The sequence below is a fragment of the Streptomyces sp. NPDC091972 genome, assembly GCF_044756385.1.
Lineage (GTDB): Bacteria > Actinomycetota > Actinomycetes > Streptomycetales > Streptomycetaceae > Streptomyces.
Map to the genome: position 1 here is coordinate 268,930 of NZ_JBIVSV010000014.1, position 25,674 is coordinate 294,603.

General features: G+C 70.8%; 22 protein-coding genes. 15 read left to right on the top strand and 7 right to left on the bottom strand.

Annotated features, from left to right (window positions below; translation table 11 throughout):
* Positions 1-204: 204 nt before the first annotated feature.
* From ACIQJT_RS34180 to ACIQJT_RS34190, 3 genes are all read left to right on the top strand, one after another.
* On the top strand, positions 205-1,197 hold the full coding sequence (locus tag ACIQJT_RS34180) for a LacI family DNA-binding transcriptional regulator (RefSeq protein WP_053850133.1): 993 nt from the start codon (positions 205-207) through the stop codon (positions 1,195-1,197).
* Positions 1,198-1,289: 92 nt separating this feature from the next.
* Entirely contained in the window at positions 1,290-1,832 is a 543-nt protein-coding gene (locus ACIQJT_RS34185) for a hypothetical protein (protein WP_402649665.1), read from the top strand.
* Positions 1,833-1,958: 126 nt separating this feature from the next.
* Entirely contained in the window at positions 1,959-2,246 is a 288-nt protein-coding gene (locus tag ACIQJT_RS34190; protein ID WP_402649666.1) for a hypothetical protein, read from the top strand.
* A 97-nt stretch (positions 2,247-2,343) separates the two neighbouring features.
* Here the strand turns inward: ACIQJT_RS34190 and ACIQJT_RS34195 are convergent, their stop codons facing one another.
* Positions 2,344-3,981 (bottom strand): amino acid ABC transporter substrate-binding protein, encoded by a 1,638-nt coding sequence (locus ACIQJT_RS34195; RefSeq protein ID WP_402649667.1) that lies wholly within the window; start codon positions 3,979-3,981, stop codon positions 2,344-2,346.
* 5 nt (positions 3,982-3,986) lie between these two features.
* Positions 3,987-6,146: a hypothetical protein gene (locus ACIQJT_RS34200; protein ID WP_402649668.1), complete on the bottom strand. Its 2,160-nt coding sequence runs from the start codon at positions 6,144-6,146 to the stop codon at positions 3,987-3,989.
* Between the two features lie 254 nt (positions 6,147-6,400).
* Here ACIQJT_RS34200 and ACIQJT_RS34205 point away from each other — a divergent pair, with 254 nt between their 5' ends.
* The 3 genes from ACIQJT_RS34205 (at position 6,401) to ACIQJT_RS34215 (ending at position 9,629) form a co-directional block, all read left to right on the top strand.
* Positions 6,401-8,110 carry a PHP domain-containing protein gene (locus tag ACIQJT_RS34205; RefSeq protein WP_402649669.1) on the top strand — a complete coding sequence of 570 codons (1,710 nt, stop codon included), beginning with the start codon at positions 6,401-6,403 and terminating at the stop codon, positions 8,108-8,110.
* 17 nt (positions 8,111-8,127) lie between these two features.
* A complete protein-coding gene (locus ACIQJT_RS34210) occupies positions 8,128-8,616 on the top strand; it encodes a hypothetical protein (protein ID WP_402649670.1) in 489 nt (162 codons plus the stop codon).
* Positions 8,617-8,759: 143 nt separating this feature from the next.
* Positions 8,760-9,629, top strand: coding sequence for a hypothetical protein (locus ACIQJT_RS34215; RefSeq protein WP_402649671.1), 870 nt, complete (start codon positions 8,760-8,762; stop codon positions 9,627-9,629).
* A 197-nt stretch (positions 9,630-9,826) separates the two neighbouring features.
* Here ACIQJT_RS34215 and ACIQJT_RS34220 read toward each other — a convergent pair whose 3' ends face one another.
* Both ACIQJT_RS34220 and ACIQJT_RS34225 read right to left on the bottom strand, forming a co-directional pair.
* Entirely contained in the window at positions 9,827-11,224 is a 1,398-nt protein-coding gene (locus ACIQJT_RS34220) for a protein kinase (RefSeq protein WP_402649672.1), read from the bottom strand.
* Between the two features lie 344 nt (positions 11,225-11,568).
* Positions 11,569-13,329 carry a S8 family peptidase gene (locus ACIQJT_RS34225; RefSeq protein WP_402649699.1) on the bottom strand — a complete coding sequence of 587 codons (1,761 nt, stop codon included), beginning with the start codon at positions 13,327-13,329 and terminating at the stop codon, positions 11,569-11,571.
* Positions 13,330-13,812: 483 nt separating this feature from the next.
* Here ACIQJT_RS34225 and ACIQJT_RS34230 point away from each other — a divergent pair, with 483 nt between their 5' ends.
* On the top strand, positions 13,813-14,418 hold the full coding sequence (locus ACIQJT_RS34230) for a lytic polysaccharide monooxygenase (RefSeq protein ID WP_402649673.1): 606 nt from the start codon (positions 13,813-13,815) through the stop codon (positions 14,416-14,418).
* Between the two features lie 513 nt (positions 14,419-14,931).
* Positions 14,932-15,801, top strand: coding sequence for an alpha/beta fold hydrolase (locus tag ACIQJT_RS34235; RefSeq protein WP_402649674.1), 870 nt, complete (start codon positions 14,932-14,934; stop codon positions 15,799-15,801).
* 86 nt (positions 15,802-15,887) lie between these two features.
* Here the strand turns inward: ACIQJT_RS34235 and ACIQJT_RS34240 are convergent, their stop codons facing one another.
* Positions 15,888-16,481 (bottom strand): TetR/AcrR family transcriptional regulator, encoded by a 594-nt coding sequence (locus ACIQJT_RS34240; RefSeq protein ID WP_402649675.1) that lies wholly within the window; start codon positions 16,479-16,481, stop codon positions 15,888-15,890.
* Between the two features lie 168 nt (positions 16,482-16,649).
* Here ACIQJT_RS34240 and ACIQJT_RS34245 point away from each other — a divergent pair, with 168 nt between their 5' ends.
* The 7 genes from ACIQJT_RS34245 to ACIQJT_RS34275 all read left to right on the top strand — a co-directional run bounded on the left by ACIQJT_RS34245 (position 16,650) and on the right by ACIQJT_RS34275 (position 23,350).
* Positions 16,650-18,191, top strand: a complete 1,542-nt coding sequence (locus ACIQJT_RS34245; protein WP_402649676.1) for a carboxylesterase/lipase family protein — start codon at positions 16,650-16,652, stop codon at positions 18,189-18,191.
* A gap of 54 nt (positions 18,192-18,245) precedes the next feature.
* Positions 18,246-18,656 (top strand): hypothetical protein, encoded by a 411-nt coding sequence (locus tag ACIQJT_RS34250; RefSeq protein WP_402649677.1) that lies wholly within the window; start codon positions 18,246-18,248, stop codon positions 18,654-18,656.
* 513 nt (positions 18,657-19,169) lie between these two features.
* Complete coding sequence (locus tag ACIQJT_RS34255; RefSeq protein WP_402649678.1) at positions 19,170-19,730, top strand: RNA polymerase sigma factor; 561 nt, start codon at positions 19,170-19,172, stop codon at positions 19,728-19,730.
* Positions 19,727-20,545, top strand: coding sequence for a zf-HC2 domain-containing protein (locus ACIQJT_RS34260; RefSeq protein ID WP_402649679.1), 819 nt, complete (start codon positions 19,727-19,729; stop codon positions 20,543-20,545). The genes ACIQJT_RS34255 and ACIQJT_RS34260 overlap by 4 nt, the downstream gene beginning before the upstream one ends.
* 32 nt (positions 20,546-20,577) lie before the next feature.
* Positions 20,578-21,387 (top strand): ABC transporter ATP-binding protein, encoded by an 810-nt coding sequence (locus ACIQJT_RS34265; protein WP_402649680.1) that lies wholly within the window; start codon positions 20,578-20,580, stop codon positions 21,385-21,387.
* A complete protein-coding gene (locus ACIQJT_RS34270) occupies positions 21,384-22,778 on the top strand; it encodes a hypothetical protein (protein ID WP_402649700.1) in 1,395 nt (464 codons plus the stop codon). The genes ACIQJT_RS34265 and ACIQJT_RS34270 overlap by 4 nt, the downstream gene beginning before the upstream one ends.
* Positions 22,775-23,350 (top strand): hypothetical protein, encoded by a 576-nt coding sequence (locus ACIQJT_RS34275; protein WP_402649681.1) that lies wholly within the window; start codon positions 22,775-22,777, stop codon positions 23,348-23,350. The genes ACIQJT_RS34270 and ACIQJT_RS34275 overlap by 4 nt, the downstream gene beginning before the upstream one ends.
* Before the next feature lie 363 nt (positions 23,351-23,713).
* Here ACIQJT_RS34275 and ACIQJT_RS34280 read toward each other — a convergent pair whose 3' ends face one another.
* Together ACIQJT_RS34280 and ACIQJT_RS34285 are read right to left on the bottom strand one after the other, a co-directional pair.
* Entirely contained in the window at positions 23,714-24,499 is a 786-nt protein-coding gene (locus tag ACIQJT_RS34280; protein WP_402649682.1) for a DUF1963 domain-containing protein, read from the bottom strand.
* Between the two features lie 165 nt (positions 24,500-24,664).
* Positions 24,665-25,366 (bottom strand): DUF4232 domain-containing protein, encoded by a 702-nt coding sequence (locus ACIQJT_RS34285; protein WP_402649683.1) that lies wholly within the window; start codon positions 25,364-25,366, stop codon positions 24,665-24,667.
* Positions 25,367-25,674 lie beyond the last annotated feature (308 nt).

A 25,674-nucleotide genomic window follows, 5' to 3' on the forward strand; every position in this document is an offset into this window, starting at 1 on the left:
GAGCGCTGAGGGAACGATCTCACAGCTGTTGCGCGGGCCACTTGCGGCATCCGGCGACGGAACGGGCTGCCGCATGTGGCACGGCGATATCTGCCGGAGTGCACGTCCCGACCGGGCGTTGACACGTCACCGGGAAGCGGACATCCTGATGGGAAAACGCTCCCTGGCGCACAGGGTTGGCCGGGCTCGGGCGATCGGAAGGCGATGAAACGACCTACGCTTGCGGTGGTCGCCGCCCGGGCGGGCGTGTCCAAGTCGAGCGTCTCGCGGGTGGTCAACGGTGAGACCACCGTCGCGCCGGAGATCCGGGACGTCGTCATGCAGGCAGTGCGTGAACTCGGCTACGTGCCGAACGCCGCTGCCCGCAATCTGGTCACCCGTCGTACGGACGCCGTCGCCGTGGTGGTGTCCGATCCGCCCAAGGGCGTGGTGTCCGACGACCCGCTGTTCTCCACCGTGGTGCGCACCGTCAGCAGGGAACTCGAAGCCGTCGGCAAACGCGTGACCCTCCTCCTGGCAGAGTCCGACGAGAGCCGGGCGCGGGTCGAGCGCTACGTCGCCGGCGGCCACGTGGAAGGCGTCATGCTCGTGGCCCTGCACGGCGCGGACCCCCTGCCGGCCGCGCTCGCCCGCATGGGCCTGCCCGTGGCCTCCTTCAACCGCACCTCCGCGGCGGGCGTTCCTTACGTGGCCCTGGACAACGCAGGCGGCGCGAGGCTCGCCGTCCAGCACCTCCTGGACCAGGGCAGGCGCCGCATCGCCACCATCACGGGCCCTCTCGACCTGTTCGAAGCCCGTGAGCGGCTGGAGGGGTATCGGGCGACCCTCCGCGACACCGGGCGCCGTTCCATCGTCGCGCTCGGCGACTTCACCAGGTCCTCGGGTGCGGAGGCCATGCGCCAGCTCCTCGAGGATGACCCGGCGCTGGACGCGGTGTTCGCGGCCAACGACCTCATGGCCATCGGGGCCCTGCGGGCACTGCACCAGGCGGGCCGCCGGGTTCCCGACGACGTGGCCCTCGTCGGCTTCGACGACATAGAGGCCGCCTCCTACACGACGCCCGCGCTGACCTCCGTACGCAGCTCGATGGCGGATCAGGCCACGGCCACGGTGCGCCTGCTGCTGAAGCTCATCGAGGGCGGCGCCCTGCACCCGGTGATCATGCCGAACGAGCTGATCGTCCGGGAATCGACGTAGCCCCGCCGACGGCCGGGCGCACGGCGGCCTGAAAGAGCTCGGGAGTTGACGTCTGCTGCCACACAGCGAGTGAGTGGAGAGAGGGCACGCTCATGTGCAAGGTGGATCACGAGGCCGCCGCGGTGACCGCGACAGCAGCTCTGACGGCGGCCCACCCGCACCTGCTGCAAGTGGTCTCCGCGCATCCGGCATTGGAAGGGTGCGAGCAAGTGGAGTGGTCGTCCATTCCTGGCTGCCCGGTTGACGTCTCTGTCGTCCTGCGCGGACTCCTCGATCCCGACGCGGCCGAGACGGCAGAGCGGGCACTGGACTGGCTGGTGATGTCAGGGCCGATGTCCATCAGTTGCACGATGCACGCTGTCGTTCCGTACCTGCTCCGACTGGCAGTCGATCCATCGACCCCACGCCGGAACGAGTTGGTCGGGATCGTGCTCGTGGCCGCCGCGCTGTCCGCACCGACCGACCCTGACAACGCGTGGGACCTGGCGGTCGGTGGCCTTGAGGAGGACCACCCGGAACGGGCCCTGTGCCGAGCTGCGTTCGCGGCCAACGCGGCGTTGGTGCGACGACTGCTGGCCGGCCTTCACCTGGACGACGGCGACCGGGCGTCGCTGGCCCAGGCGGCCGGACTGTGATGCCGGAACGGCCCGCGGGCTGACGCGATGACCGTCGCTGCCCGAGTCCTGTCCTGCCCGTCCCGCCCCGGCCGGCGTCGCAAGATCGCCACGACGGCTCGGTCACCGGCATGAGATCATCCGCCCATGAGCAGTGACCTGGAAGTGAGCGCTCTGGCGATCAACGTCACGATCCCGCAGGCGCTCCGCTGGACGGACACGCGACGTGGCGAGGAGTTCCAACTGACCACACTCAACATCCGGCTCCTCCCGGACGGTCACCTCGCAGTGAAAGCCTATGGACGGCCAGTCGGCGGTGGGCGGGGCGCGTACGTCTCGTTCCCGGTCCCCGACGAACCGGCGCTGGCGGCTCTGGTCGTCGACGCCGCCCACCGGGCCGGGACACTGTGGGCCGCCCATCGCGGACTCGGTTGAGGCGCGTTCGCCTACCAGGCGGACGGAGGCAGCCTCCGGCCCTCGCACCGAAGCGGAGGGCCGCCGTCTTCGGCGGATCGGGGTGGCCCTGCACAGGTCAGGAAGTGCCGCTCGGGATCACGCAGTTCTTCGGCTGTTCCTTGCCGGCGGGCCAGCCCAGACCGACGAACTTCAGTGTCCCGCGCACGCCTTGCCCCGGGTTCAGCTCAACCACCGCGACCGGCTTGTCGTACGGATTCCCGCCGCTGGTCAGGCAGATCAGGCCACTCGTGCCCCGCACCCGGTGGACCGACTGGAGCTTCGACCACTCCTGGCGGACGTCCGCGAGGCTGGGCGACTGCCCGGCGTCGTTGCCCTGCACCTCGTGCAGGGCCGTGCCGATGGTGACGAGCCCGTCGTGGACGAGCATGGTGCGGGAGTCCTCCAGGTCCGGAGTGGAACCGAGGTCCGTGCCCGCCGCGCTCGTGCTCTTGATCAGGTCCTTGAGGGCGTTCAGGGCCGCCTTCGGCTCCGTGAGGTACTGGGGGAGTTCGGCGGCGGTGGGCTCGCGGTGGTGGGCCGCCTTCCACCGCTTGGTCCAGGCCGCCAGCTCGGTGTCCCAGGCGGCCGGGTGCGCGGGGGCGGCGTACTGGACCGTCACCTTGGCCCCGCCGTCCTCGCCGCGCAGTTGCGCCCAGTCCTTCTCGGACATGGTCTGGCGCAGCGAAGCGGCGTCCGAGCCGCTGACCAAAGTGAAGTGCCGGTCCGCGCAGGTCTGTTTGGCGAGGGTGAGTGCGAAGATCCGCAGGTGCAGCGTGCGCCCCGCGAAGTAGACGGTGTCGGCCGCGGAACCGCAGATGTTGTTGGCGATCTGCTCGAACTGGCTGCCCGTCGAGCCGGCCTCGCTGATCCCCGGAGACTCGTAGGGCATGTCGGCGGGGCCCGCCGGGCCGGTCTCCTTGATCCCCCGGAACGCCCTCGCCAGCGACTCGTCGTAGGCGTCCGGACGGGTGTCGTGGACCAGCACCGTCCTGGCGTTCCGCTTGCCCCGCTCGCCGTTGAAGTTGGCCAGGGCCTGTGCCGCGTTGCCGTTGGTGGGGATGATCCGGGCCAGACCGGGGAATCGTTGCTTCTGCCCGTCGACGTTCGCGATCCCGTCTCCGCTGATCCGGGAGGCGAGTACCGGGACACCGTTCGCCGTCAGACGCCGTACGGCCTCCTCGGTGGCGTCGAGGGTCAGGTTGAAGCCCGTGACGGCCCTCAGCTTGTCCTCGTCGGACTCGGCCATGTCGAGCAGTGTGCCCACGACCTTGTCCTGATGGCCGTAGTTCAGCCCGGGGTTGGCCAACACCAGGCGGATCTTCGGCACTTGACCCTCGCCCGAGTTGGCCTGCCGCTGCCCCAGGTACGCCCCCTGGAGGTCGCTGCGCATCTGCCGCCGCAGCGCCGCCATGTCCGACTGGAGGGGCAGCATCATCGCCACGGTGACGTGAGGCTGGTTCGCGATCCTCTTGTTCTCCGCCGAGATGGCCTCGGCCACGGCGCTGATCTCCGGTGTGCCGAAGTCGTAGCCCGTGCCGTCGACGCCGATGCACTCGCCGCCGACCTTCTCGATGCCGTCGCGGCAGGTGTCCGGCTTCTGGAGGGCGGGAACGCCGTACACGCCGGCGGCCACGAACACCGCCACGCCCGCCACCGCGTAGAGGATCTTGCCCCACCTGGGCAGCCTGTTCCACCTGGGTATCCAGCCGGGCATCCCCGTTACCTCCTTCGGCCGAGCTGATCGGTGCAGTCGCAGCGCAGCAACGGCTGCTCGTTCACGGCCAGTTGGCTCCACGCGGTCGCTGTCGGACCGAGTTCTCCGGCGCCGTCAAAGTCCATGGCCGACAGCTGCCTCAGCAACTGCTCCAGGGTGTTCGCCATTTCGCCGCCGGTCGGCCTGGTGCGCTCCTCGCACAGCCACACGGCGTGCAGGAGTTGGTCGACGGTGCGGCGCAGCGGCGGTCCGTCGAGCGGCACCTCACCCTGGGCACGCCTGCGGCGCTCGTCCGCCCCGCCTGGATAGGGCGCCTGGGCGATCTCCAGCAGTTCCTCGCACCACTGACGGGGACGGCCGGGGAGAGCTCTGACGAGGTGGCGGACCACGTCGTCGACACCGCCGGACACGAGGTGGTGGTTCATCTGGTGGGTCGTCACCGAACGGAACGCGCTGCCGCCCGGCTCGCTCACGGCGTAGTGGTCGCGCAGCAGGTGGTGGTCGGCGTACCAGGCGGCACCGTCGCGTTCCAGCCCGTACAGCCGGTGCACCAGCAACTGGCGCAGCCCGAAGTCCCCGATGAAGTGCCGCTTGCAGTGGGGCCACCCGGTGTCGTTGAGCAGTCGCGCCACTTCGTGTGCCGTCAGACGCAGAACGCGGCCGGCCTGGTGGTGGCGCAGCAGCACGTCCGCGCACTCCTGGTCGTGCGCCACCGACAGATGGGTGAGGAGATCGAGCCACTGGTCGTGGTGCTCGCCCGCAAGCCGCACCGGCAGCTGGTCGAGGACCAGCTCCTGGAGGAGCACGTCCGTCACCCGCCGCTCGGGGCCGCCGTCCGGGGAGTGCAGCGTGGCGTCCAGGATGGCCCGGTCGTTGGCATCCGACTCCATCCGGTGGTCGGCGGCGGCGGTGGCCAGCCGGATCACCGTGTGCGGCCGTCCGCCGCTCAACTGGGCCACGGCGGCGGTGATACGGCGGCGATGCGCACCGCCCTCCCGCTCCGCGCCCAACTGGATCCGCTCCGTCGCCTTGCGGAGCTGGTCGCCGGTGAGGAACTGCATCCGCAGCATGAGCACCCCGGCGGACAACGGCCCCAGGTCCCCCTCACGGTCCCTGCGACGGGACCAGGTGGCAGGCACCCCGTCGGCGGGCCGGAACACCGCCATCTCCCTCGGTGGCAGCCCTCCGTGCAGGAAGTCACCGCCGTCCGCCCGGCGCGCCGTGCCCACGATCACCACCCGGTCGCGCTGCCCGGCCCGGCGGTCGGTGAGAACGGCGCGCAGCAGCCGTTCGCCGAGCGGCTGATCGGCGTGGTCCAGGAGCAGTCCCGGGCGGCCGACCCGGCCCAGCCAGCCACCCAGACCGCCGTACGCGGCCTCCAGATCCTCGCGCAGCGCCCGGAACAGGAAGCGCTCCGCGTCCTCGCGCCGCTCGCGGTCCTCCCGTCGCTCGCGGCCGGCCCGGAAGTCCTCGGCGAGCCTGCGCAGCCCGTGCTTGGGCTGGCCGGCCGCGCCGGGATACTCGCCGTAGATCCGGGTCAGTTCCGCCTCGACCCGGGGCGCCGCGCGATCGAAGAGGGCGTCGAGCAGCGCGGTGAGCGCGGCCGCCCCGTACGGGCCGAGCGTCTGTCCGGCCAGCACCTCCAGCATTTTCCGTACGGCCCCGAGGAGCGCGCCGCGCCAGAAGTCACGCGTTCCCAGGCCGAGCAGGCGCGGCTGCTGGATCAGCTCCTCGTACCGCTCGACCTCTGTCCTGATCGACGCACCGGTGCCGTCCGCGACGCCGGTCGCGATCACCGCCAGGCCCGCGAAGAGTCGTGGGAAGGTGAACGCGCCGCCCGTTCCCCGCCAGGTGTGCAGCAGCAGGGCGGTCTCGACCAGGGCCTCGGTCGCCGCCGAGCGGGCATCGGGCTCCGACCCGGCCCGGTCCGCGTAGACAGGTGAGGCGCAGTCCAGGCGGATCACCGGCACCTGGCGGGCGAATCGGTCGTGCACCGCCCGCAGCAGCCGCCCCTTGCCCATTCCCGGGCCGCCGGTGAGCAGCACCACGGGCAGGTCGGGGCCGTACAACAACTTGCGGTCGGCACCCGACGGCGACCGCCCTAACAAGTGCGCGAAGAAACCGTCCGCGTCGAGGAGTCTCTCGAATCCCAGGTCCTCATACACGCATCTCCCCCGTGGACGCCCGCCCGCCCGGGAGCGGGTGATCGATGTGGTGGACGGAGATTAGTGGAACACGAGACGTCCAGCCAGGACAACGGCTGTCAAGTGACGGGAAGTTGGTGGTGGGTCGACCGACGTCTGTCGACCCGCCGATGACCTCCGATCACGTCCGCGTCCTCCGGAGTTCATGTCCCGCCTCGATCCTCCACAGGCGGCGCAGAGGTGCCGCAGAAGGCAGCGGCACCCGGGAGGCGTTCATGGGACACGGGCATCACCACCACGGACACGGCCACGAGCACGGCCATGACCACGACAACGGGCACACGCCCACCGCCCCTCTGCCCGCCGCCTTCGACACCTCCGTCCCCGACGAGGCCCTCACCCCCGAACAGCAGTCGCGGCGCTCGCTGTTGCGACGCGCCGGACTTCTCGGCGCGGGGCTGACCGCCGGGAGCGTCCTCGGCCCGGTCGCGGCCGCTCCCGCCCAGGCCGCCACCGACGGCCGCCGCACACGCGGCTTCCTCTGGCTGGCCGGTGACCACCACATCCACACGCAGTACAGCAGCGACGGAAAGTACCGCGTCGTCGACCAGGTCAGACAGGGTGCCCGGCACGGCATGGACTGGCTGGTCATCACCGACCACGGCAGCGCCACGCATGCCAGGATCGGCGTGGACAAGGTCAACCCGGACATCAGGGCGGCGCGGGACGCCTACGAGGACACCCTGGTCTTCCAGGGGCTGGAGTGGAACATCCCGGGCGCCGAGCACGGCACTGTCTTCGTGCACCCCGGCAAGCACGAGGTGTCGGTCCTCAAGCAGTTCGAGACCGACTACGACGGCAGCGTGAAGGGCGCCTCCGACTCGACGCCGGCCAACGAGGCCCTCGCCGTCGCAGGTCTCGCCTTCCTCGGCGAGCAGGTCCGCCGCCGCAAGGTCAAGGACGCGCTGATGCTCGCCAACCACCCGGCGCGGCGCGGTGTCGACTCCCCGCACGAGATCCGCGCCTGGCGTGACGCGACCGACCCGGGCCACCAGATTGCGGTCGGCTTCGAGGGCGCGCCGGGCCACCAGGCCGCGGGCCTGCCCGCCCCGCTCGGCATGGCCCGCGCCCGCGGCATCTACGACAACAGCCCCAGCGCCAACTCCTTCGCGGGCTACCCGCCGGAGAGCTACCGCACCTGGGGCGGCTTCGACTGGATGACCGCCACGGTCGGCGGCCTGTGGGACAGCCTCCTCGCCGAGGGCAAGCCCTGGTGGATCACCGCCAACTCCGACTCCCACCAGGTGTACGCCGACACCGCGGTGCGGGGCCCCGGTGACTTCGACACCGACGGCCGCTACCAGGACCCGGTCTACGGCGGCCGGATCGACATCACCCAGGGCGACTACTGGCCCGGCCAGTACAGCCGCACCCACGTCGGCGCCGACGGCTTCTCGTACGCCGCCGTCATGGACGGCATCCGCGCCGGCCGCGTGTGGGTCGACCACGGTCAACTGATCAGCGGCCTCGACGTACGGGTCTCGGGCGGCGGCCGCTGGGCCACGCTCGGCGGCGCGCTGCGCGTCAAGAAGGGGACGACCGTCACGCTCGGCGTCGACGTGGCTCTCGCCGGCGGCCCCAACTGGGCGGGCTTCACGCCGAAGTTGGCCCGCGTGGACGTCATCCGGGGCGATGTGACCGGTCCGGTCTCCGACCGGGACACGTTCACCGCTCCGACGGCCAGGGTCGTGAAGTCGTACGAGATCGGCAAGACGGCCGGCACGGTCCGCCTGACGTACGAACTCGGGCGGGTGGACCGGCCGTTGTACGTCCGTCTGCGCGGCACCGACGGCAACCGGTCCGGGGTGGGCCCGATGGGCGCGGCGGTCGATCCGGCGGGCCCGGCCATCGACGTCGTCGGTGACGCCGACCCGTGGCGCGACCTGTGGTTCTACTCCAACCCGGTGTGGGTCCTGCCCTCGTGACACCGTACGCCCTCACCGTGGATGCGGGAGTCCGCGACCTGCGCGCGGCCGATCACCTGCTCCACACGCTGGCGGCCGAACTAGCCCTGCCTGAGGGTGCGTTCGGCTGTACGCACCTGGTGCGCGGGGACCGGCCGCGGGTGGTCGTGTCCCTCGCCCTGCCGTCGCCGCTCCCGCGCACCGCCCGGGAGTGGCTGACGGCCCGTGGACACGAGGTGGCCGACGGCCTGCCGGACGCGGTCGGCCGTGCCGTGGTCTATCCCGGTGTCGCGTCCCTCACCGGCACGACGACGATCGCGGAGCTGCTCGCCCGCTCCGCGATCGACCGCGTGACGGTCCTCGGCGCGCCCGGTCGGCCCGACCCGCGGACCTCGCTGGTCACGAGGGACCACGTGCGGCCCCAGTGGCAGGACGGCGCACTGGTGCTGGCCGCCATGCCGGCCGTCGGCGGCACCCTCGTCCCCTTCGAGGTGCCGGACCCGACACCGTGCTGCGCCGACCACTGATCACCTTCCGGCGTGTCTTTCCGCTGGGTATCGACTCGTCCACTGTCCGGACACACCACGGCAGCACGGTTGCACACCGTGCGAGACCGTAAGGAGACCGATCCGTTGCCCCAAACCCCGTGTCGGGCCGCGACCATGCAGCCATGGATCACCCGATGGGCAGACGCGGTGGAGGAGGGGCACTGCCACGCGGATGCGTGATCGCCCTGCTCGCCACCGTCGGTGCGGTGTGCGTTGTGGTGCTGTACGTGCTGTGGCAGATCCACCGCACGTTGGACCGCACGCCGCCCGACGTCGGCGCCTTCGCGCACTCCGCACCCACCCGCACCGCCGGCGAGGCCGCAGCTCGGCGGAGTTCCGCGCGTCTGACGAAGCTGACGTCGGCACTGCCGTGGGCAGTCCCCGTCGGAACGTCGGTGGCGGACTCCTGCCGGACGGAGGACCAGAACCCGTTCTTCGGGCCTGCGCACTGGGCGCCGATCAACTGCGTTCGCAGCAGCGTCGTTTACCTCGCGTTCGACGGGGACATCGGCACGCGCCTCCAGCAACTCGACACGGTGCTGGCCGAACAGAAGTGGGTGGGCTCAGGGCAGTCTCCGCACACGCTGACCGGGATGGCCACGTGGCTGAGCCAGGCCGGCGGTGACCCGTCCCCAGCCGTGTCGCAGCAGGGAAGTACCGCCTCCCCGGGTTCGCAGCCGACCTGCTTGTCCACCACATACGGCCCGGCGACGCAGAAGCAGGGGATGGCACACGGCGGTCTCGGCGTCCGGCTGCGCGTGTCCGTGGGGGAGCGCCCGTGCATGCCCCCTACGGACACCGGCGACATCCAGACGGGCGGCACGGTGACGAAGGCTGCGGATGAGGGAGCCGTCTACCTCGCCTGGCATCCCTTGTCGACTTTCGCGGTGAGCCGGTCCGCCTACACCACGCACCGCTACGTGGCCGCCCTCTCTCTCACCGACAGTTATGCCGTCCAGTCCGTCCCGACGACCTCCGCGCCGACCAGGTGAAGCGGCGGAGTCCCGAGTCCGCGTGTCCTCTGCGGGAAACGTGGCGAGCTCTGCCTTCAGGTGAGACGGGTGCGCAGGGTCCGCCCGGGGCGCCGAAGACGTGTAGGCGGCGGATGGCAGCGCTCCGACTCGACCCTGTGCGGCTGTTGCCTGAAACGTCGCGGCAACCTCGGGTCACGGACATCGTCGTAGGTAAGTCAGCGGTGTTCCTTCTCCGCGGTCGGGCCTTTCGGGTGCGCTGCCTTCTCGGGCGGGTTCTTGTCGTCGGCTTGTGCGGCGTCCGGGCGGGGGCGGGTGTTCTGCGCGTCCTTGCGATCAGCTGACGCTCCCGGGCCGGGTTTGCTTGTCGGATCGACCGACGGCGTACGGGCCTGCGGGCCGGAAGCAGCCGACGTCGCGAGACGATGAGCCTTCGATGAGGGCGCGGTCGATGCGGCCGGCTGCCCGGCCGCCGTCTCCGGGCCTTCTGGGGAGGCGGGGGACGAGGGCTGCTGAAGGGGCGTCGATCCGGGCGAGCCCGCGGCGGATCGGCCGGCGCTGTTCCCCTCACCGTCCGCGGAGACGACCAGGGTGGCGCCGAGCAGTGCTGTGAGCACGGCCGCACCGGTGGCCAGCAGCGGGCGACGGGAGCGGAGCGGCTTGGGTGCCTGGTGCCGGATCCCGGGCCCGGCGGCAGTCGGTGCGGGGCCTTCCTCACTTCGCGCCCCTGCTCCGGCTACCGCGTCCCAGCCGCTGTCGGCAGCGTTCACCGCGGTCGGCACGACGGCCTCGGCGGACAGCGCGGAGAGCGTCTCGGCGCACTGCTCGGCGTCAGGCCGTTCCTGGTCCTCGAGCGCCGTCATCGCAAGCAGGAGCTCGGCCAGCCGCGGAGGCACGGAGACCGGAACCACGGGGGGCCGGTGCAGGCGCGCCACAGCGGCTTCGAGCGGCGTGCCGCCGTATTCGAGTTCACCCTTCAAGCACTCCAGCAGGACCAGGCCGAGCGCGTAGATGTCGGCGGCCGGTCCCACCCCTTTGCCCAGCACCTGCTCGGGCGCCAGGTAGGCGGCGGTACCGAGAAGCGCACCGGAAGCCGTGTGCCGGGTGGCGCCCACCATCCGTGAGATGCCGAAGTCGGCGAGGTGCGGGACGTCCGCGGTGTCCAGCAGGACGTTCGACGGCTTGACGTCACGGTGCACGATGCCCGCTGCGTGCACGTGAGCGAGAGCTCGTGCGAGCGCGGTGCCGAGCCGGGCCACGTGCGAAGGCTCCATCACCCCTGCCGCGATGCGCTGAGCCAGGGTTTGGCCCTTCACCAGCTCCATCACCAGGAAGGGGCGGTCCTGGTGCTGCCCCGCGTCGTAGAGGGTGACCAGCCCCGGGTGCCGCAGTCGCGCCAGCAGCACCGCCTCGTCCGCGAAGCGCTGCCGCAGCGTCGGCTCGCCGTCGGGCCGGAAGACCTTGACGGCCACCGGACGCTTGAGGCGGAGATCGATTCCCTGGTACACGTCGGCGGCGCCACCGGAGCCGAGCTTCGCTTCCAACCGGTATCGGTCGGCCACGACTTCGGCCGGCGTGCCCTGCGCCGTGGACGAGGCTGATCGGCGCACCTTCATGTGTGGTCTCCCGGTGCTGCGCCGCGAGCTGGACGCGGACATCGACAAGGTCCCGTGGCGTGTACCCGCCATGGCTGTGCCCACCCTCGCCGATTCGGCGCCTGCCCACCCTCGCCGATCCGACGCCGAGGACCTCCGGCGACCGAGCCCAGGACCGCTGAGCGTGCACGTCATGGCCAGTCCTGGACACCTCCGGCGTATGGGCCCCAAGCGCGGTCTGCACCGTCGCCGGGGCCCATACGCCTCTGCCGCCCAGCAATCCGCAACCCGCCTTGTCCGCGACCGCGGGCGGGGAGCCGTCGTCGGCGCTGTGCGTGCTGACGCGGGCGTTGCCGGTTCCTGCGCTAGAAGGTCAGGTTCCAGGCGTCGATCTTGCCGGTGTCGGAGGCGGCGTTGTCGTTGACGCGCAGCTTCCAGGTGCCGTTCGCGACCTCCGAGGAGGCGTTCACGGTGTAGGTCTGGGCGATGTTGTCGGCACTGCCGCCGGCGCGGTTGTGCAGCGTGTAGACGGTGCCGTCCGGCGCCACCAGGTCGACCTTCAGGTCACCGATGTAGGTGTGCTTGATGTCCACGCCCACCTTGAGGGTGGCCGGGGCGTTGCCGGTCACGCCGGACACGGTGATCGGGCTCTCGACGGTCGCGTTGTCGTTGATGGCGAAGTCCGCGAGGTTCTCGAAGTACTTGCCGGGCGGCGGAGTGGTCCCGACGGCCTTGAGGGCGTCGACCTGTCCTTCGCCGAAGAACGAGTTGTCGGCCGTCGTGCCCGTGCAGCGGCTGTCCGAGGGGCAGGCGATGTCGTTGGCCTGCTCGGCCAGCTTGGCGCGGATCTGCGCCGGGGTGATGCCCGGGTTGGCGCCGGCGATGAGTGCCGCCACGCCGGCCACGTGCGGGGTGGCCATCGAGGTGCCGCTCTTGCTGCCGTAGCCGCCGCCCGGGACGGTGGAGTACACGTTGCTGCCCGGCGCCGCGACGTCGATGACGCCCTGACCGTAGTTGGAGAACGAGGCCTTGGTGACGCCGGTGCCGTTGGCCGCGACGGTGACCACACCCGGCAGCTCGGTGGGGATGTCGAGGCAGGCGTTGGTGATGGTGCGGGTGACCGGCGTCGAGTCGTTCGGGCTCGCGGAGTCCGTCGTCTTGTGGGCGAGGTCGTAGTTCTCGTTGCCCGCCGCGGCAATCTGGAGGGATCCCTTGCCCTCGGCGTACGCCTGGGCGCGCTTGACGCCCTCGATGATGGCGGCCTGGTCGATGTTGTCCGGGCAGTTGAACTGCCACGGGTCGGTGTAATAGCTGTTGTTGGTGACCTTGAAACCGTGGTCACCGGCCCAGACGAAGCCGCAGATGGTGTTCTCGGCGAAGAAGAAGGAGTTGCCCGGCTCGGCGACCCGGACCGCGGCGATCTTGACTCCGGGTGCCACACCGACGACGCCCTTGCCGTTCTTGGCCGCTGCGATGGTGCCCGCCACGTGGGTGCCGTGCGTGTCGACGTCCCGCCACGCGCCGGCACGGGTGTCGGGCTTGCCGTAGGCGCAGGAGACGGAGTCGGCCGCGTCGAAGTTGGGCGCCAGGTCCTGGTGCTGGTCGTCCACACCGGTGTCCAGCACACCGACCGTGACGGAGGGGGAGCCCGGGTTCACGGCCCAGGCCTGGTCGGCCTTGATCTGGCTCATGTCGGCCCGGACCGGTTCTCCGGCCGGGGTCGAGGCCTGGGCCGGATTGGGCGGGAGCGCAGGGTTGTAGGCGTCGGCCGGGACGTCCGAGGTACGCGTGGCACCGACCTGCTGCACGCCGGTGACGCCGCGCATGGTGGTGGCGAAGGTGCTGGATGTCGAGTGGGCGACGATCACGCCGATGGCGTCGAAGCTCGAGAAGACGGTGCCGCCGTTGGCCGTGATCGCGGAGCGGACCGCCGAACTGTCACCGGGCGCGGTGATCACGAGGTAGGCACGCGTCCCGGCCACCCAGGTCGCACTCTGGGAAGCCGGCGCGGCGGCCGGAGCGTGGGCCTTGGCGGCCGACGCGGTGGAGGGGCCAATCGGGAGCGTGCCCGCGAGGGCACCCGGGGCGCCGAACACAAGGGCGGCGCCGAGCGTGGCCGCCAGCACCAGCGTGCGTCTGGGACGGCTGGATATGGGGGGTATCAATGCATCCTCCGGAGACGGCCCAGCCGTGCTGAGGGCACGGGCCGAGCCGTACGAAACGAGTGGTGGATGCAAGATGTCAGGTGCATGATCCTGTACGGAAGTACCTTTTCGCGCAGGGACGTTGCGGAGGCGTGGCTGAAAAGAGACCTGCTGCGATGCGACTGGCTGCCCATCGGGAGCGACCTACCTGACGCGGTCGTCCCGCACCTCGTTGCGAGGAGCCACGAACCATTCCGACCCGTGGCTCACGGCTGATTCCCTGCTCGTCAGTCATCTCTGTAATCAACTCTGTGTACTTCATTGACATCTCGCTCGGAAGACCTAACTTTGGGAGCGCTCCCATCTCAGCCTTGCAACTGAAAGGAGTCCCCCCACATGCGTAAGAAGATTCCGTTAACCGGACGTTCCCGAGCGTCCCTCCGGCGGCCTCTCGAAGCGCTCGTCATGCTGTTCGCCGTGGTCGCCGGTGCCCTCGCCTGGTCGACCCCCGCCCAGGCTCACGGCACCGTCGTCGGCCCCGCCACCCGCGCGTACCAGTGCTGGAAGACGTGGGGTAGCCAACACACGAACCCGGCCATGCAGACCCAGGACCCCATGTGCTGGCAGGCCTTCCAGGCCAACGCCGACACCATGTGGAACTGGATGAGCGCGCTCCGCGACGGCCTCGCAGGCCAGTTCCAGGCCCGGACCCCCGACGGGACGCTCTGCAGCAACAACCTGTCCAGGAACGCCAGCCTGGACAAGCCCGGACCGTGGAAGACCACCACCATCGGCAACAACTTCTCGGTCCACCTGTACGACCAGGCTTCCCACGGTGCCGACTACTTCAAGGTCTACGTGAGCAAGCAGGGCTTCGACCCCAAGACCCAGACCCTGGGCTGGAGCAACCTCGACTTCATCACGCAGACCGGCCGCTTCGCCCCGGCGAATGACATCACGTTCCCGGTCCAGACCTCCGGTTACACCGGTCACCACATCCTGTTCGTGATCTGGCAGGCCTCGCACCTCGACCAGGCCTACATGTGGTGCAGCGACGTGAACTTCGCCTGATCCGCAAGGCACCGCACACAGCGTCGGCCTCAACCGGACGCCGGTAGCCGGTCTCGGCCGGACGCCAGTAGCTCGCCGCCTGGCGGACCGAGCCCCGTCGGGCAGGGCCTCATGTGGTCACCCTTCCCGACGGGGCTTCGTGCATCCTCACGTCACTCTTCGCGGATCTGGTGATCGAGCAGAGCCGACAGTGGAGACCACCGCCCTGCCGATGGGGCGCCGGGGGTTGTCGAGACCGCGTCTCAGGGGCGCGACCCGGTGGCGTGGCGGGAGCTGATCCGCCACCGCCGTAGGGGAAGCCGATGGCTCTCGCCAGGGGAGCGGGGAGGGGCGAAGGTGCCCGACCGGGTCCGGATGGACGTGCCCGATTCGTCGGCCGCCCGCGGTGCCGGATCTCCCGGTAGCGCTCCCATCGTCAGGCGGGGGCGTGCCGCGAGGCGGGAGTGTGGCCCTCTTGCGGAGCGATGCCCGGCGCGCCGATGAGTTTCGGGGCCGGGACCAGTCTGCACAGGCATGGAGACTCACACCCTCGAAACAGCCGGCGCGGACCTCGTCTACGACGTTCGCGGGCCGTTGCCCACCGCAGACGGACGCCCGCCGTTGTTCATGATCGGGCAGCCCATGGACGCCAGTGGATTCGCCGCGCTGGCCGCGCGCTTTCCTGACCGGACCGTGGTCACCTATGACCCGCGCGGCCTCGGTCGCAGCACCCGTAAGGACGGGCGGGTCGACCACACGCCCCAGACTCAGGCAGACGACGTGCACGCGGTCATCGAGGCGCTCGGGGCCGGGCCGGTCGAGATGTTCGCCAGCAGCGGGGGAGCGGTCACCGCGCTCGCGGTCGTGACGACGTATCCCGCAGACGTGACTGTCCTGGTCGCGCACGAGCCGCCGCTCATCACCCTCACGCCGGACGCAGCGGCGGCCGTGCGGGCGCGGGCCGGGGTCACGGAGGCCTACGAAAAGCGGGGATGGGGTGCGGGGATGGCTGCGTTCGTGGCGATGACCTCGTGGAAGGGAGAGTTCACCGACGCGTACTTCGCACAGCCGGAGGCCGACCCCGCCGCGTTCGGGATGCCCACGGATGATGACGGCTCACGTGACAATCCGCTGCTGTCGGACCGGTCGTGGGCGGTCAGCGGCTATCGGCCGGATGTCGACGCGATCGCCGCCGCGCCGACCCGCGTCGTGATCGCTGTGGGCGAGGAGTCCGAAGGCATGCTGACCGGACGCACCGCCGTCGCGACCGCTGAACTGCTGGGACAGGAGGTGACCGTGTTCCCCAGCCATCACGGCGGGTTCATGGGCGGGGAGTTCGGCTATGCGGGGAAGCCGGACGAGTTCGCGCATCGACTGCGCCAGGTCCTCGACGGAGCAGCGTAAGCGAGCCGCTGACCGACTCTTAGGCTGCCGCCGGGTTGTTGCGCGCAGGTTCGCCGTGGTCCTACCGGATGCCTGACCGTCGGCCGTCACCGGAACAGATGGTCAAGGTAGTAGTCGATGGTGGCGGTGGCCTGTTCGGGGGTGCGCAGGCCCAGGACGACGGGCGGTCCCTGCGAGTCGGCGAGGCCGAAGAGGAGTTCCGCTTCCACATCGGGGTCGCGGTCCGGCGCGATGTCGCCGGCTTCCTGGGCCGCGCGGACGAGGTCGGCGAGAAGCCGGTAGAGGCGGGGCAGCCCGTCGACGTAAAGGGCTCGCAGTTTGGGGTTGGCGAGCATGCGGATGAGGTACGCGACACCGACGAGCCACTCGCGGCGGCGCCGGTCGTCCCTGGGGATCGTCTCCAGCAGCACCCAGCGCAGCGCCTCGCGGGGAGTGGGCTCGCCCTCGGGCCATGCCTGCTCGTTCCACCGCTGCTGGACCAGCCAGTCCTGGTACTCGATGGCGTAGGCGAGCAGTTCGTCCTTGTTGGCGAAGTAGTGCTGGACGCGTCCGGGTGAGACGCCCGCCTGCGCCGCCACGGCCCGCACGGAGATCGCTTCCAGTCCATGGTCGGCGACGATGTCGAGGAGCGCCTCGGCGATCTGGTCCCGGCGGGCCTTGTGGTCTACCTGTCGCGGCACGTCGACGGGCACCTCCGTTCCTGATGGTTGCCTTCCTGGGCGGATCAGCCTAATCTCGCTTTTGCAATACGAACGTATTGCAAAAAATGCCGGGCCGCGTGCACGCCGCAGCGGCAAGGGGGAGAGGACGGGATCATGCCGAAGCGACGCTCCACTGTCGGCGCCGCAATGAGTGCAGCTCTCCTCGTGGCGGTGGCGGGCGCGGCCGATGCGGTGCAGACCTCGCCCGGAACGGCCGGACAGCACGCGCACCCCCAGCGTGTCCACGATCAGCATCCCGAAGCCCGGTCGTACACCGTCCGTATCCGCCAGGGCCGCCTGGAGGGGTTAAGTGCCGACGGTGTCACCACCTATCAGGGCATCCCCTACGCGGCGCCTCCGGTCGGCCCCCTGCGCTGGCGGCCGCCCGCCGCGCCGCCCACCTGGAACGGCACGCGGGCGGCGGTCGAGCCCGGACCGGCCTGTGCGCAGCCCGAGGCGGCGGACTCCGCGGAGGACTGCCTGTACCTCAACGTCACCACGCCCGCCGCGGGAGCGGACCGCGGGGCCCCGCGGCCGGTCGTGGTCTGGTTGCACGGCGGGGCCTTCAGCTCGGGCTCCGGGGATCAGTACGACGCCACCCACATGGCCCGGCAGGGTGACGTGACGGTCGTGACGGTCAACTCCCGCCTGGGCGCCCTGGGCTTCTTCGCCCATCCGGACCTGCCCGACTCCGGGGCTTTCGGCCTGCAGGACCAGCAGGCGGCGCTGCGCTGGGTACGGGACAACGCCGCCGCGTTCGGCGGTGATCCCGGCAATGTCACGCTCATGGGAGAGTCCTCCGGAGGCGCGAGCGTGTGCGCCCAGCTCACCTCGCCGAAGGCCGCCGGGCTCTTCCATCGCGCGGTCGTCCAAAGCGGCTCCTGCCTGCAGAACTGGCCCAAGAACACGCTCGCACCCGGTGACCCCGCCGCCACCTATTTCGCACCCCAGGACGAACTGGCCGCCAAGGGCCGCGGCGCTCTGGGCTGCCGGAGCCTCAAGTGCCTGCGCGCCAAGCCCGTCAAGGACGTGCTGTCCCTCAACGGGCGCTTCCACCAGCCTGCCTACGGCACGAGCGTCCTGCCCCGCTCGCCGGCCCGCGCACTCGCCGCCGGCGACATCCACCGCGTACCTGTCCTTCAGGGCAACACCCGTGACGAACACCGGCTGTTCGCCGCCTTGTTCACTCTGGACGGGCCGATGACGACGGCGGACTACCGCCGCCTGCTCACCGAAACCTACGGCCCGCGGCTGGCAGCCCGCATCGCCCGCGCGTACCCGCCCGGCGCCACGCCCGCACTGGCCTGGGCCAAGGTCGGCACCGACCGCAGCTGGGTGTGCCCCACCCTGGCCGCCGACCGGCTGCTGGCCAGGCATGTTCCGGTCTACAGCTACGAGTTCGCCGACCGTCGGCCACCCGCACCCGACCTTCACCCCGACTTCCCGCTGGGCGCCTACCACAGCGCTGAGCTGCCGTATCTGTTCGGCATGGGCGACCTCCGGCTCGACGACGGCCAGGCCGCGCTCTCCCGACGCATGATCGCCGCGTGGACGACGTTCGCCAGAACCGGCACACCCGGCGAGGGCTGGCCGCCCTTCCCACATACCCAGCGGCTGTCCCGGAGCACGTTCGCCGACGTGGACGCGGCGGCCGAACACCGCTGTGCCTTCTGGTCACGCAACTCCTGACGCCGTGATCCACACACCCCGCGGACCGTACGACCGAATCCTCCGGAGGATCCCGTGAACGAAACCGGCACACCGCTCGCCGAAGCCGACTACGTCGGCGCCACCGCCCACGAGTTGAGCCAGAAGCGGGCAGCGGCGAAGTTCGCGGCCGGCATCGACCAGAGGACTCTCTTCCAGCGCCGCGGCCGGATCATCCTGCACCCGGACCTGCTCGTCCTCACCGGCTGGTCCGGCAAGGGCGAACTCACCCTCACCCGCGCGGACATCACCGCGGCGGAAACCCGCTTCACCCACCTCTACGGCCGCTTCCTCGGCGGCCTGCTGAACGCCGGCCGGCCCCTCATCCTCCACACCACCCATGCGTCGGCCGACGAGGTGTACCTGCTCATCAACCACCGCGGCTTCCTGGAGACCACGGACGATCGGGCCTGGCACAAGCGCATCGAGCAGTGGCGCCGCGGCTGAAGCCTCGGGAATCCGGTCAGCGGCCGCCAGTGTCCGGCGACGAGGCCGGCCGCGAGCCTGGAGGGCGGCATCCGGGCATAGGTGCAGCGTGACGGGCCCGCGGCCATGACCAGGCCCGGTGGGGGTCCGGCCTCGCCGATGCCGGGTGGGCTGCCGACCGGAGGGAGCCACAGGGGCAACTGGCCGATTCCGCCCAGGACATGGACCTCAGGCCGGACCCGCAGGTCGACAGCCGGCCGCGGGTCCAGAACCCGGTTCTCAAGCGCGGTCAGACGCGGTCCTACGGGAGGCCGTCGGGACGACAGTCTCGCCGCTGCGGAGCGGGCGGTGGCCCTCAGTCATTCAGTCCGATGACGGCACGCGTCACACTGCCGCGGCACACCCGGCGCGTTGCGCTGAACCTCGTCGTCTCCCTGTCCAGCACCAGGGACCACACCACGGCAAGGCCCTCCGTGTGTGGCGTGGATCACAGCAAAGGGAAAACCTGTCGCGGGGGCCGGGCGTCTAGCAGGTGTGAGATCAGTCAGAGCAGCGCTGCACGAAGTGGACGAGGAGCGTCTCGTCCGGCTGGTGGCCAAGGGCGACCGTGCCGCGTTCGAGGAGTTGTACCGGCGTACATCGCCGTGGATGGCGGTGCGGTTGCGCCGCCGGTGCGGGGACGAGCAGATCGTCGCGGAGGTCATGCAGGAGACCTACCTGGCGGTCTGGCGTGCGGCGGGCGCGTTCGCCGGGGCCGCGGTCGGGGGCACGGCCACCGGTTGGCTGTGGACGATCGCGGCGCGTCGCCTTGTCGACGCGTTCAGGCGCAGAGCGCACCACGCGCAGCCGCCGCCGGCCGCGGCGGTGCCAGAAGTGGTGCCCGCCGCCGAGGAGTTGGCGCTCGCGGAAACCGTCGACGGTGACGTCGGGGACGCGCTGAGGTGCCTGGCGCCGGAGTTGAGACAGGTATTGCAGGCCATGGTGCTCGACGGGCTGTCCGTCCGGGAGACCGCGGTGCTGCTCGGGCTGCCCGAAGGCACGGTCAAGACCCGTGCCCGCCGGGCCCGTACGGAGATGCGGAGGGCGCTGGCATGAGTGTCGAACACGCGTCGAAGCGGATCATCGAGGGATACGTGCGCGGCGGCGCGGGCCTCATGGCCGACGAGGTGTGGGCCGTGGAGGCGCACCTGGAGATGTGCCGGGTGTGCCGTGACCGGTTGTCAGACGCCGTCGAAGCCACCGCGCCCGGCGTGGCATCGCTGGTCGACACGGTGTGGTCCCGCCTGGAACCCCGACTGGCGGTCACCGCCACGATGCCGCGCCGAAGGCGCTGGTCGGCGCCGCTGTCGAGGTGGATGACCCCGGCGATGGTGCCGTGGCTGGCCATGGTCGTGGGCGTGACACTGGCGGCGCTGCTGCTCGATCTGTCCGGCACGGGCTCCGGCGAGGTGTCGTGGGTGCTGTTGTTCGCGCCGGTCCTGCCGGTGCTGGGCGTGGCGGCGTCCTGGTCGCGCGCTCTGGACCCGGCGTACGAACTGACGGCCTCGGTGCCCAGGGCCGGGCTCTATCTGGTGCTGCGACGCACCGCGTCCGTGCTGGCCGTCGTCGTCCCCGTGCTGGCGGTGGGCGGTTGGGCGACGGGGGTGATGGTGGCCCAGTGGCTGCTGCCCTGTCTGGCCTTCACCTCGACGACCCTGGCGCTCGGCGGTGTCGTCGGTGTGCGGCGCGCAGCCGTCGCGCTGGCCACCGTCTGGGCCGCCCTGGTCGTGGCGCCGACCCTCGCCACGAGCCGTACGGCCTTCACGCTGCAGACGGGCGGTCTGCCCGCGTGGGGGCTGCTCCTAGCGGTCGGTATCGGTGTCGTGATCGCCCGCAGAGGCGCGTACACCGTGCTGGGAGCTCATCGATGACCATCGGGAAGAACATGCGAAAGGAACACCCCATGACGACCGCCGTGAGCGCGGCCGACATCGCACCGACCCCCTACGCCTGGCAGATCCAGGCCACCGGGCTCAAGGTCAGGGTCGGCAGGAAACGGATGGCCGTCGACGGCCTCGACCTGTCGCTGGGCACCGGCGTCCACGGACTCCTCGGCCCGAACGGGGCGGGCAAGACCACCCTGATCCGGACGCTGGCCACCGTACTGCGCCCCACCGAGGGCAGCCTGGAGCTGCTCGGCGAGTCCGTGGGCGACAGGGGCGAACACCGTGCGGTCCGCCGCCGGATCGGCTATCTGCCGCAGGAGTTCGGCTACTACAAGCGCTTCACGGTGCGCGAGTTCGTCGAGTACATGGCGTGGCTGAAGGAGGTGCCCAAAGCGGACATCCCCGCGGCGGTGCAGCGCGCGGTCGAGCGGGTGGGGCTGGCGGACCGCGCCGACGAGAGGATGCGGGCCCTGTCGGGCGGCATGGTGCGCAGGGTCGGCATCGCCCAGGCCATCGTCAACGACCCGGCGATCCTGCTCCTCGACGAGCCGACGGTCGGCCTGGACCCGGCGCAGCGGCTGCGCTTTCGCGAGCTGTTGCAGGAGTTGGGCACGGACACCTGCGTGCTCGTCTCGACTCATCTGGTGGAGGACGTGGCCGCCGCCTGCACCGACGTGGTGCTCTTCGACGAGGGTCGGCTGGTCTTCCAGGGCCCTCCGGACGAGCTGGCTTCGGTGGGCGGCCCCGAACACGTGGGAGACAGCCCGCTGGAGCGCGGCTACTCGGCCCTGCTGCTCAACCCCGAGCAGGGAAGGGGGACATGGTGAACGGCTCTGTCCTGCGTATCGAGTTGAGGCGTTCGGTCGCCCCGTGGGCCGGCGGCGTGGTCCTGGTACCGGCGCTGGCGTTCCTGTACCTGCTGGAGGGTGCCTGGTGGAACGGCACCACGGCATGGACGGCCCAGTGGACACCACTGGCCCTGTGGACCCGCTCCCTGCTGTTCTACCTGTGGCCGCTCGCCGTGGGGCTCGGGGCCCTGCAAGGACTCCGCGATCACCGCTCGAAGATGTCCGAGCTGCTGACCAGCACGCCGCGCCCGGCCCGGCACCGGGCGGCCGTCCTGGCAGGCGCGACGGCGATCACACTGGTCTCGGCCTTCGCGTTCCTCGTCCTCGTGGGCGGGGTCCAGGTGCTCGCCCACAGCGAGTACACGCACGTCGGCTGGCTGCCGGTCTCACTGGTGGGGGCCTTCTTCCTCGTCGCGGGGGCGGTGCTCGGCATGGGAGCCGGAAGGGCCCTGCCGTCCCCGCTCACCCCACCGGCGCTGGCCATGAGCGCCTTCGTGTTCACAGCCCTCATGCACATGTCGCTGGGCCGGACGCGGACGAACACAGCGGACGGGTTCACCAGCACGGAGCCGAACCGGGTCTCGCTCCTTTCGCCCACCGTGGAAGAGGTGCGCGAGGCGTTCGTCACGCTCTCCGCCCCCGTGCACGTCGGGCAGACGATCTGGCTGCTCGGCATGGCCGTCACCGGCTTCGCGCTGCTTGTCGCCGCGACCCCGCGCGCCCGGCTTACCGCCTTGGCGCCCGTCCTGGCGGGCGCGGCGATCGCCCTGCTCGTCCTTCCCTCCGATCCGCGCCGGATGTACGTCGTCGACGAGGCCGCGGCGCAGCTGGTGTGCGAGGGCCCGGTGTGCGTGAGCAGGACGCAGCAGGCACGTCTCGCGGACCTCGCGTCTCCCGGAAAGGAGGCGCTGCGGCTGCTGCACGGTGCCCTGGGTGACCAGACGCCGGTCTCGGTCCGGGAGAACACCGCCGTACTGCCGGAGGGGTCCACGCCGCAGTGGACCCGCAAGACCGTACTCCTCGACTTCGACGACGACATCGTCGCCGCCGCGAAGGGCAGGGACCTCACCCGCGCCCTCATCGCCAAGGGCATGGTGCCGGGGTGCACCCCTGTCGGCTGGAGCGGCTTCGGGGGAGACGAGTACGCGCAGACCATCGCGGCGGGCTGGGTGCTAGGGGACCTCAAGCCGCTCGACGGCACGCCGGAGAACATGCGCCGTGAGGTCGAATCCGAGACCCGTCCGGTGTGGAGGGAGCTCACCGCGCTTCCCCGCTCCGAACAGCTCGCGCGGATCAAGGCGATGCGCGCGGCCGCGCTCTCCTGCGAGGGCGACCCGTTCGAGGTGCTGTCCGGCGGTGCGTCCCGGTGAGATGGCTGACGCTGTACGCACGCTCTCGTCAGGTACCCGCCTCGCTCGCCGCGGTGGTGATCGGCGTGGCAGCGGTCTGGGCGCTCGCCCGGGACGAGAGCGCGGAACCAGGTGATCCACGGCTGCCCGTGCTCATTCTCGCCACAGGAGCGATGGCCTTCTCGCCCGGGCTCGGCGGGCAGGATGTCGCCTTGGACCGGACGGCCGCGATCCGCTGGATTCCCCGCAGAACGGCGCACGTGCTGCTCGCCGGCGCGGTCGTCGCCACGGCGCTGCTGACTGTGCAGACCACGGGCGCGTCCATGGCCACCGCCGCGTTCGTCGTCCGGGACAGCGCGGGCCTGATGGGACTGGTCGCCCTGGGCGCGGCGCTCGCGGGCGGCCAGTACGCATGGACGCTGCCGTTCGGCTGGCTCTCGTTCTCCTTCCTCGCCCCACCCCCTACGAGTGGGCCGATGGAGGTGGCGATGTGGATGCTGCTTCCTTCCGGCACGGCAACGGGCACTTGGACGGCCCTGGTCCTCATGGTCGGCGGCAGCGCTGCCTACGCTGTCGCGGGACCGCGGCGGTAGCGGGTCCGGCGACAAGGTCATCCGTGCGGACCTGGAGGCAGACGCGAGCTTCTGCGGCGGGCGAAGCCGAGCTCGATCGGGGCCGGCTCCCTGACCAGCGCTTTGAGCGGCGGGACGGCGTCGGGATGGCCGCAGGACTTACCCGCAAGGTTCGGCGGGTTGTGTGCCCCGGCACATTTCAGGGAGCCGCGCAGCAGGACCAGGTCGCAGCCTTTTCCGGCGATCTCCTGCAACGTGCGGTCCGGATGTGGGGTGTGGCCGGCGGGCAGGGCACGCGCCGGGATCCTGGTCGGGTGCGCGCTGCCGGGCCTGACAGCGATGACCCCGTCGTGCGCTCGACGACGCAGCGGAACATGCCGTTCTTCAGACCTGCTGCTCGAACTCCAGGGCTTGGTACCGGCGGGCGGCGATGTCCTCGCGGGTGCCGACGACGAGGGTCTGGGTGTAGACGTCGAAGTCGATCGACTGTCCGTGTATCTGTGCAAGGAGGACGAGGTCGTCCTCGTCCGGTGGTGACTGCCAAGGGCTGGAGAAACCGCCCAGCTGGACGGCGACTCCGTAGGAGGCCCCGCCCGCTGCCGCTCTGCGCACGGCGTCCTCGAAGTCGTCCAGGATGTCGTCCCGGTCGGTGCCACTGTCGAGGAATGCGCTGGTCGCCGGGGCGTCGCGCCAATCGGGTGAGACGGTCAGCCCCGGCACCGGGTACAGATCATCCGGTTCGTAGACCTTGACCTGCTCCGGCTCCCCGTCGAGCTCGTACGCCGCCGAGCGTTGTGCGGTCGCCGCGTCGGCGGGAACGTGGAGCACGACCGAGGACTCCGGCTCGTACTCGATCGAGGAGAAGAACAACAGACGTCCGTCGGGCGGCAGTTCGATGTCCAGGGCTTCGTGCGGGAGCGCCGCACAGTCGACGGTCAGTACCAGAGGATCGCGGCCGTCGGGCCAGTCGACGCCGTCCGGCAGGCTGGGGAGGCCTCCGGTGCGCGCGGCGGGACGGGCCTGTTGCCGCTGGGCGGGCGTCAGGCTCGGGAAGGGGACCAGGTGGAGGCACGGCCGGGAGCCGGCGAGCAGCTCGTGCGCCACAGGACCGGGAACGCCGTGCTTCTCGGCCCCCCGCAGAACGAGCTCTTCCACGATCGAGGTAGTCATGAGTGCGATCCTGCCAGGACCCACTGACATCGAATGACTCCAACGTCCGCGCGGAGAAGAGCAGTTGGCGCGCCTGTCCCCTCGGATGCGGCATCCAGTGCACCCTGGATCACCGTAATGGCGATGTGCGGATGCCGCGACCTGGCCCCCCGTTCCTGCACTCGGTCAAGAGGGCCTGAGCGCCGATACGGCGGTGACGGTCACGGTGTCGTCGCACTCGGCGAACTGGCCGTCGTCCAGGGCGACTTGGTAGGCCCCGGATTCCGGCAGCCGGACGACCATCGTGGGGTAGACCACGGGGGCCGAACCGGACGCGCAGTACCCGTCGCCCTCTCCCTGCACCTGTACGAACGTCAGCTTCACCCACGCCCTGCCGCCGGGAGCCATCTCCACTGACGCTGCGGCTCCGGTCGGCTTGACGGTGAGCGGCACGTTCATCTCGGGGGAGCCGTTTCCGGCGCCGGCCACTGTGGGGTGCCCTTTGAGGACGCATGTGTGCCCGGACCCGTTGGTGAACTCGACGACGGCCGCCCCGGTTCCCGTACCGGCCGGCCGCACGGCGGCCTGACGGGCGGTCGCCTTCAGGGTGCCCGCCGTACAAGCCGCCGCCGAATTGCCGGGAGCAGGTGTGGAGGCCGGAGGGGTTGAGGCGGCGGGCGCGGGCCGGGACGCCGAGGGCGTCGAGGGAACGAAGGTGGAACTGCCGGGCATGGAGGAGGTCGTTGAGCCGGCGGCCCCGGACGGGGTGACGCCGCTGCCTCCGGTGCCCGCACCCACCCCGCCGGGCTGACATCCCGCTACCACCAGCGCCGCCGAAGTCATGACGAGCGCCATCATCGAACCGCGCATTCCGTTCACGTACCGCATGCTGTCCCCCGGCTTCCAGTTGTCCGGAGCGCGGCTTCTCGCCGTCTCCCGTCGAACCAGACAGAGCCGGGCATCTGGCAGTTCTCACGCTCGTCAGCCTGTGACCCACCGGTGACGAAATCAGGCCATGACACCACCGAAGGCCGAAAGGCCAGGGTGGTGCCGATGGCGCCGGCCGCCGCCCGGAAGGTCGCTGACCGGGCGGAGATTCTGCCCCCCACCACCACGGCCGTGACCGGCGGCGGGGGATGTCGGCGGGGCGGGGGCTCTCCGAAGCCGTCACCGTGAACTGGTTGCGAGGCCTTGAG